Origin of the sequence: Sphingobium quisquiliarum P25 (genome assembly GCF_000445065.1) — a bacterium.
In the GTDB taxonomy this organism is placed as follows: domain Bacteria; phylum Pseudomonadota; class Alphaproteobacteria; order Sphingomonadales; family Sphingomonadaceae; genus Sphingobium; species Sphingobium quisquiliarum.
In genome coordinates, this window is the sequence record NZ_ATHO01000172.1 from 1 (window position 1) to 4,327 (window position 4,327).

General features: G+C 61.3%; 5 protein-coding genes. 1 reads left to right on the plus strand and 4 read right to left on the minus strand.

All coding sequences use genetic code 11. The features are described from left to right. Positions 1-1,238: IS1380-like element IS1247 family transposase (locus L288_RS41390; protein WP_031304986.1), on the minus strand; the 1,238-nt coding region annotated here is incomplete at its 3' end. Between the two features lie 102 nt (positions 1,239-1,340). On the opposite strand from L288_RS41390, the gene L288_RS41395 reads away from it, so the two are divergent. Continuing rightward, positions 1,341-1,625, plus strand: a complete 285-nt coding sequence (locus L288_RS41395; protein WP_021240066.1) for a hypothetical protein — start codon at positions 1,341-1,343, stop codon at positions 1,623-1,625. A 414-nt stretch (positions 1,626-2,039) separates the two neighbouring features. On the opposite strand, the gene L288_RS41405 is transcribed toward L288_RS41395, so the two are convergent. The 3 genes from L288_RS41405 to L288_RS41420 all read right to left on the minus strand — a co-directional run bounded on the left by L288_RS41405 (position 2,040) and on the right by L288_RS41420 (position 4,266). Beyond that, on the minus strand, positions 2,040-2,372 hold the full coding sequence (locus L288_RS41405) for a hypothetical protein (protein ID WP_020820060.1): 333 nt from the start codon (positions 2,370-2,372) through the stop codon (positions 2,040-2,042). Next, positions 2,369-3,037 carry a ParA family protein gene (locus L288_RS41410; RefSeq protein WP_020820061.1) on the minus strand — a complete coding sequence of 223 codons (669 nt, stop codon included), beginning with the start codon at positions 3,035-3,037 and terminating at the stop codon, positions 2,369-2,371. The genes L288_RS41405 and L288_RS41410 overlap by 4 nt, the downstream gene beginning before the upstream one ends. A gap of 464 nt (positions 3,038-3,501) precedes the next feature. Continuing rightward, on the minus strand, positions 3,502-4,266 hold the full coding sequence (locus tag L288_RS41420; protein ID WP_001389365.1) for an IS6-like element IS6100 family transposase: 765 nt from the start codon (positions 4,264-4,266) through the stop codon (positions 3,502-3,504). Positions 4,267-4,327 lie beyond the last annotated feature (61 nt).

Genomic DNA, 4,327 nt, shown 5'->3' on the forward strand with positions numbered 1-4,327 from the left:
ACACGTGCCCCGATCTTGATCAGCTTCAGTTGCAGGCTGGTCAACGACCAGTCGGCCATGGCCTCGGGCAGCTCGATGCAGCGCAAGAAGGTGGCCAGGTTGTACGCCAGGGCGTGCAGTTGCAGCCGCACCTCATTGTCGCGGAACTTCCGGCACGACAGCCGCGTCCAGCGAAAGGCGTATTTGCCCTCTTTGATGTGCTGCTCGGCGGTGCCGCGCTGGTTGTAGAACCGCACCACCCAGTCCGGCTCCATCGGCAGGTTGGTGACGATGAAGCCGACACGCGGGAACAGTTCGCCCGGATGCCATTCGATCTTGGCGATCACCCGGCGTTCCTTGTCCCAGGACGCCGCCTGATACTCGAATTCCTCGAAGAACCGCTTGACCTTGGTCAGTGACGGCCGCCCGACAGGGCGCGTTAGCCGATGCGCGATCTTGTCCTTGAGGACCGCGTTTGCGGGCAGCCGGATGGCGTAGAAGAACCGCGCTTCTTCCAATCGCTCATAGATCGCCGGGATCGCGTAGGCAGCATCGGCCCGGAAGAACCTGCCACCAAGGTCGCGCTCCGCGTAGCGCGCAATGACGGGGTCGAGAACATCACGCCAGCCATCGGCGCTGTGGACGTTGCCATGGCGCAGGGCGCAGCGTTCCAGCATCCCGAACTGGTTGAACAGAAAGTTGGGGTGATAGCAGCTACAGTCGAAATGGCCATTCCAGGCGGACCCTTCCTGGTCGCCATGGGTCGGGCTGACCGAGCTGTCCATGTCCAGAACGATGTACTTCAGCCCGTTACGGTCATGGAACCGGTCGATCCATTGCCCGTTCAGGTCGGCCAGCGCGGCACGGTTCCCGGCCAGAGCCAGCGTCTCGGTCTCGAACCGTCCCATCTGCGATGCCGAGGCCGCTTGTGCATCGACCGCTCTGCCGCCGACAACTTGGCGCATGACCGGATCGCAGGCGAGACGGTTGGCGTCGTTGACATCCTCGTATCCGGCCAGCCGCCCAAAGACTGATTGCCGGAACAGGCCGTCGAGCCGATGGACCGTGTTCTTGCCAGAGCGAGTATCGCGCAGCGCCGCTGACGCCAAATCGGACAACCCGAGCGCGTCATCAAGCTCGCGCATCACCAGAAGGCCGCCGTCGGAACTGAGCTGCGTGCCGCGAAATTCCAGCCGCACGCGAGGGTCGAAATCCACCCGATCTGCCCGTTGCAAGCCCGCACCCTCTGGGTGATCCATGAAACGCGCCCCTCGCAGCCTTCAACACCATGTTTTATATAGGAAATATAATGGTCAGGACAGCGAAATCAGCGCCTTACTTGGGAAATGTGGGTCTAAGCCATGGTGGACCAGCTCGCGCTCGATTTCAGCACAGGCCTAGACGTTCGCGTGGAATCCCCTGCCCCGTGGATTCCATCGGCGGCCGCCGCCCATGTCGTCGGGCTTTCCAAGGCCCTCAACAGTGCCGGACATGGCCGCTTTGCGATCATCGCGGCCTATGAGGCTGAGATTGCCCGTCTGCGCAACGGATCGACGTTGCAACCCGTGACGGACTGGCGAGCTGGCGGCGTTATCGCTTACGACGAAAAGCAAGTAAATTTGACAGTATCGGCGTTTGATGAATAAATGAACGCCATGCAACTTACATATCTGTTCTCTTACGCGGCAGACGTGGCGGAATGGTATCCTACGGCGGAACTATATCCACCTAAGCACATGCCGCAATTTAATCTATAGGAATATGTCCGGTTCATCTGGCGGTTCCATGCCAAAGGCCCTGTAAAGGGCCTTTCGCTTTTCTTCGTCTTCCCAGCCCATCACCGTGCGCGCCCAGCTCTCCGCGATACAGGTAAGCCGATCCTCGAACGCAGGACCGGATTCCGGTGCGGGTGCTGGCCCTCGCGTGATCGTGTCAATCACCCAATCAGGTAGGTCTAGCTCAACCTTCATTCTGGAAATCCTCGCTAGGGCCGTTTTAAGCCCCGTACAGCGCGTTTGTGGCTTTCAGGGTGCATACACCGCCGACAACCTGAAAGCCTCTCACGCGTCAGATTTTCGGCCTTCCCGTGTGAATGCCGCCACGCCGGACACTACGGGCAGATTCATTTTCTTGAACCAGTCGTTGAGCGCGTCGGCTATCGCCTCGCCCGCTGCGATGTTGTGGACCGCCTTCGCCATGCGCAAATTCGTCTGAAACTGCGGATCGAGATAGGCCGACACGTTCGCCAGCCCCGCCCGCCCCTGCGTTGTGGGCGCGGGCGTTCGGGCCTTAGCTTTCGGTGCGGCCTTGGCGGCGGGGGCCGCGACAGGTGGGAGCTTCGGGGCGGCCGTTTCTTCCAGTACGGCCATCAGGTCGATTTTGGGTTTGCTCATTGGGCGGCCTTTCTCTTGGCGGGTTGCGTTTGTGAGCGTGTGAGCGAACTCACAAACTCATAGAGGGCTTGCAGCTCGGCCGCCGCCTTTCCATCTGGCTCGACTTCCTGCGGGCCTTTCCCGAGGGCGGGCGCGTCCGCGTAGATGCTCCGGTGAGCGATCCCGACAGGCGCAACCGCAATCCCGAACCGCTCGCCCGTGGAAAGCATGGGCGTTATCGCGTCTCGGACGCTCGGATGATGCCCGTAGGGGACGAGATAGGCGGGCGGGTTCTTTGCTTGGTGGAGCGTGTCGCGCACCGCTTCGAGCGTTTCCACGTCGAATATTTGGCGGCGCGCGGGGACCAACACGAGGTCAGCCACGCGCGCGGCCGCGATGGATTCGAGGCTCAATTTCCCTGCCGTGTCGATCAGGACCAAATCCGCCTTGGCCGTTTCCAACGCCTCTAGGACGTGAGGCAGCTCGCCCGCCTGACAGGATCGAGCCGCGATAGGCGGAAGGCCCGCCTTGGTCCGGCGGCGTTGCCAGCTCGCGGAATTGGTTTGCGGATCGAGGTCGAGAATGGCGACGGTCAGGCCTGCGAGCATTGCAGCAACGGCGAGGCCTTGGGTTGTCGTCGTCTTTCCGGTTCCCCCCTTTTGGCCGATCACGGCGATTGTTTTCATGGGATGCTTTCGGGGTGAGGTGTTGAGATTGTGAGCAGTTGAGCGAACTCACTTACTCACAATCTCACAGAACGGCGCACTTTTCAAGCCAGCTTTGCAATCCGCCTGTGTTCCTCGAATTGCGCTAGGGCCGCCGCGAACAAAACACCCGCGCCCATGCTAGAAGCGAGGCCGAGCCACCAGAGCCACCCACGGCCGAAATACAACATGGCGAACGCCACTAAAAACACGGCGGCCCCCGCCTGTAGGCAGAGCTTGATATTCTGGACGCGCTCGCGCGCCCCGCTTTCGCGGACCTCTTGCCGCCGCTTGGCCTCGGCCGCCTCTCGTTCCTTGGCTTGCGCCTTCGCCTTGGCGGCGAGCTGGGCGGGGCGGGGGTCAGGAGGCATAGGCTTGAAATAGGGATGCAGGGCTCTGTTGCAAAGATTGGCGGCAGTCAGAGGTAGGCTGTCGCTCTGCGCCGATCAGGCGGCTGCTGCGAAATGGTGGTTGAGCATGCCCATGGCCTCCGTCAGCGCCGAGGGCCCAATGCCAAAAGCTCTCTCCACAAGGCGCACCTCGCCCCTGATGCCGGGCTGCAGGCACCAGGGGCGAGCCTGTCCTTTGCGCAGGGCTCGCATGACTTCGAATCCCTTGATCGTGGCATAGGCCGTGGGGATCGATTTGAAACCGCGCACCGGCTTGATCAGTATCTTGAGCTTTCCGTGATCGGCCTCGATCACGTTATTGAGATACTTCACCTGCCGGTGGGCCGTCTCCCGGTCCAGCTTTCCTTCGCGCTTCAATTCGGTGATCGCTGCACCATAGCTCGGCGCTTTGTCGGTATTGAGCGTGGCAGGCTTTTCCCAGTGCTTCAGGCCTCGCAGGGCCTTGCCCAGGAACCGCTTCGCTGCCTTGGCGCTGCGGGTCGGCGACAGGTAGAAATCGATCGTGTCGCCCCGCTTGTCGACTGCCCGGTACAGGTAGGTCCACTTGCCCCGCACCTTGACGTAGGTTTCATCCAGGCGCCAGCTCGGATCAAAGCCACGCCGCCAGAACCAGCGCAGCCGCTTCTCCATCTCCGGGGCGTAGCACTGGACCCAGCGATAGATCGTCGTATGGTCGACCGAAATGCCGCGTTCCGCCAGCATTTCCTCAAGGTCGCGATAGCTGATCGGATAGCGACAATACCAGCGCACCGCCCACAGGATCACATCACCCTGGAAATGGCGCCACTTGAAATCCGTCATCGTTCCGTCCGTCCAATCTCCGCCAAGCATGCTCAAGCTTCACGATTTTTGCAACAGAGCC

Bases quoted from the DNA above. Each gene is read 5' to 3' on its own strand.
- L288_RS41395 (WP_021240066.1), top strand. From the start codon at position 1,341: ATGGTGGACCAGCTCGCGCTCGATTTCAGCACAGGCCTAGACGTTCGC.
- L288_RS41410 (WP_020820061.1), bottom strand. From the start codon at position 3,037: ATGAAAACAATCGCCGTGATCGGCCAAAAGGGGGGAACCGGAAAGACG.
- L288_RS41405 (WP_020820060.1), bottom strand. From the start codon at position 2,372: ATGAGCAAACCCAAAATCGACCTGATGGCCGTACTGGAAGAAACGGCC.
- L288_RS41420 (WP_001389365.1), bottom strand. From the start codon at position 4,266: ATGACGGATTTCAAGTGGCGCCATTTCCAGGGTGATGTGATCCTGTGG.